Below are 2,726 nucleotides of genomic sequence, written 5' to 3'. Positions count from 1 at the left end.
GGCCGCAGGCCGACACGGCCGCAGGGGCCCCGACCAGGCGGCGGAGCCGCCCGGTCTGGGCCCCCGCGGGCCGCCGCCCGCCCCCAGCGCGGCAGCGCCGCGGCAGCGGAAAGGGCGGGTGGGTGGGGGAAAAACCGCCGGTCGGTGGTCAGTCGCGCGAGGCGGACGAGAAGGTCATGTCCGCGTAGCGGTCACCCACCACCCGGCCCGCAATCCCATCCAGCTCGGCGAGCTCCTCGGCCGACAGGCCGACCCGCGTCGCCGCCGCGTTCTCGGTCACCCGGGTCGGCCGGCGGGTGCCGGGGATCGGCACGACCGGCAGGCCCCACACGTCGGCCTGCCGCTGCACCCAGGCCAGCGCGACCTGCCCGAGCGTGGCGTCGTGGGCCTCCGCGATCCGGCGGATCGGCTCCAGCAGGACGCGGTTGGCGGTGGCGTTGTCGCCGACGAACCGCGGCTGCTGGCGGCGGAAGTCGTCCGCCCCGAGCTCCTTCGTGGCGTCGGTGAACGAGCCGGTCAGGAAGCCGCGGCCGAGCGGCGAGTACGGCACGAAGGCCACGCCGAGGTCGCGGGCCGCCGGGACCGCCGTCCGCTCCACGTCCCGGGAGAACAGGGACCACTCGGACTGCACGGCCGCGATCGGGTGGACCGCGTGGGCGGCCCGCAGCTCCGCGCCGGTGACCTCGCTGAGCCCGAGCCACCGCACCTTCCCCTCGGCGACCAGCTCGGCCATGGCGCCGACGGTCTCCTCGATCGGCACCGCCGGGTCCCTGCGGTGCATGTAGTAGAGGTCGATCACGTCGACCTCCAGGCGCTCGAGGCTGTCCTCGACGGCCTGCCTGATGTACGGCCGGTCGTTCCTGATCAGCCGCTTGGTCGGGTCCGCCGGGTCGAGCTGCAACGCGAACTTGGTGGCGACGGTGATCTCGTCGCGGTGCGCGCGGACGAACGGGGCGAGGAACTTCTCGTTCTCGCCAAGGCCGTAGAAGTCGGCCGTGTCGTAGAAGGTGACGCCGAGCTCCAGCGCGCGGTCCAGCGTGGCGCGCGCCTCGTCCGTGTCGGTGGGGCCGTAGGCGAAGCTCATGCCCATGCAGCCAAGGCCCTGGACGCCCACCTCCGGGCCGCCCTCGCCGAGACGTACAGTGTCGATCGTGGTGTCACTCATGCTGGGTGAAGCGCCCTTTCCGATACCGCGGTGGCCTCTGCGTAGAACTCGATCTTGAAGTTGAGTACGGCGAGCGTATCCCGCAGCTCGCTGATCCTGGCCTGAACGTTCTCCCTGGTGGCGCAGAGCAGCGCGCGCCGCTCGTCGTAGGTGTGGTCCCCCTCCCGGACGAGCTCGGCGTAGCGAACCATGTCGGCGACCGCCATGCCGGTGAGCCGGAGCTTACCGACGAACGCCAGCCACTCCAGGTCACGGTTGCTGTATCGCCGCTGACCGGTGTGTGAACGGTCGATGTGCGGCATCAGGCCGATGCGTTCGTACCAGCGGAGCGTGTGCGCGCTGAGCCCGGTGTGCGCGGCCACCTCGCTGATGGTGTAGCGGTCCTGCCCGTCCGGCCTGGGGTGCGCGCGTTCCACGGACACGCAGGAGTCGTCCTGGGCGGCGTCGCCGACGTGCTCGTCGCCAGGTCCTGGTGGTGTCAGTCGCTGCGTCAGGGTCATACCCGAACGCTAAGAGCTTGGAGTGCACTCCAAGCAAGTCTCCATCGATAAAAACGGAAACCTCCATTCCTCTCCCCCTCGCTGTGGTACCTCTCGTACCCCCTCCCGGCCCTCGGCCCGCGCGGCCGAGCGCTTAGGCTCGGAGGCATGCGAAGCCTGGAGTTGATCGACGGCTGGCCCGTCGAGACGGCGGCCGCGGGCGTGGTCACGGGCTACGGGCGCCGCGCGGTGCGCGGCCCGGCGGCCCGGCCTTTCCCGCTCGCCTCGGTCACCAAGCCGCTGGCCGCCTACGCGGTGCTGATCGCGGTCGAGGAGGGCGCCACCGAGCTGGACGAGCCGGCCGGGCCGCCCGGCTCCACCGTCCGCCACCTGCTGGCCCACGCCTCCGGGCTCGCCTTCGACGAACACCGGGTGGCGGCCGCGCCCGGCACCCGTCGGCTCTACTCCAACGCCGGCTTCGAGGTGCTGGGCGAGCACGTGGCCAAGGTCACCGGGATGCCGTTCGCCCAGTACCTGAGCGAGGCGGTGCTCGAACCGCTCGGCATGGCCGGCACGGCGCTCGCCGGCTCCCCCGCCTGGGCCGCCACCAGCACCGTCGACGACCTCATACGCTTCGCCGCCGAGCTGCTGCACCCGCGGCTGCTGGCCGCCGAGACCCTGACCGAGGCCACCAGCGTGGTCTTCCCCGGCCTCGCCGGTGTCCTCCCGGGCTTCGGGCACCAGCGGCCCAACGACTGGGGCCTCGGCTTCTCGATCCGCGACCACAAGTCCCCGCACTGGACGGGCGCCACCTCCTCGCCCGCGACCTTCGGCCACTTCGGCCAGTCGGGCACCTTCCTCTGGGTCGACCCGGCGGCCGGCGCGGCCTGCGTCGCCCTCACCGACCGCCAGTTCGGCCCCTGGGCGGCCGAGGCGTGGCCGCCCTTCACCGACGCGGTGCTCGCCGAGCTGGGGGCGTCGCCCCGCTAGGGCCTGTCTTCCGGATCTTCGTGGGGCCGCGACGCCAGCTACGGCACCTCGCCGCGTTACCCCACGCCGCGGAGCGGCATGTCAGGCGCCGC

The 2,726-nt window shown here is 72.8% G+C and carries 3 protein-coding genes; 1 reads left to right on the top strand and 2 read right to left on the bottom strand.

Going from position 1 to position 2,726, the window contains the following annotated elements; translation table 11 throughout:
• Window positions 1–148 precede the first annotated feature (148 nt).
• Together ACYVPE_RS39625 and ACYVPE_RS39620 are read right to left on the bottom strand one after the other, a co-directional pair.
• Window positions 149–1,165, bottom strand: coding sequence for an aldo/keto reductase (locus ACYVPE_RS39625; protein WP_461038698.1), 1,017 nt, complete (start codon window positions 1,163–1,165; stop codon window positions 149–151).
• Complete coding sequence (locus ACYVPE_RS39620; RefSeq protein ID WP_461038697.1) at window positions 1,162–1,665, bottom strand: MerR family transcriptional regulator; 504 nt, start codon at window positions 1,663–1,665, stop codon at window positions 1,162–1,164. The genes ACYVPE_RS39625 and ACYVPE_RS39620 overlap by 4 nt, the downstream gene beginning before the upstream one ends.
• A gap of 147 nt (window positions 1,666–1,812) precedes the next feature.
• Here ACYVPE_RS39620 and ACYVPE_RS39615 point away from each other — a divergent pair, with 147 nt between their 5' ends.
• Complete coding sequence (locus tag ACYVPE_RS39615) at window positions 1,813–2,634, top strand: serine hydrolase domain-containing protein (RefSeq protein WP_461038696.1); 822 nt, start codon at window positions 1,813–1,815, stop codon at window positions 2,632–2,634.
• Window positions 2,635–2,726 lie beyond the last annotated feature (92 nt).

Source organism: Streptomyces mayteni (genome assembly GCF_054783955.1).
The sequence above is the reverse complement of the archived record's forward strand: the minus strand, read 5'-3'. Positions and strand labels throughout refer to the sequence as shown.

Bases quoted from the DNA above. Each gene is read 5' to 3' on its own strand.
- ACYVPE_RS39625 (WP_461038698.1), bottom strand. From the start codon at position 1,165: ATGAGTGACACCACGATCGACACTGTACGTCTCGGCGAGGGCGGCCCG.
- ACYVPE_RS39620 (WP_461038697.1), bottom strand. From the start codon at position 1,665: ATGACCCTGACGCAGCGACTGACACCACCAGGACCTGGCGACGAGCAC.
- ACYVPE_RS39615 (WP_461038696.1), top strand. From the start codon at position 1,813: ATGCGAAGCCTGGAGTTGATCGACGGCTGGCCCGTCGAGACGGCGGCC.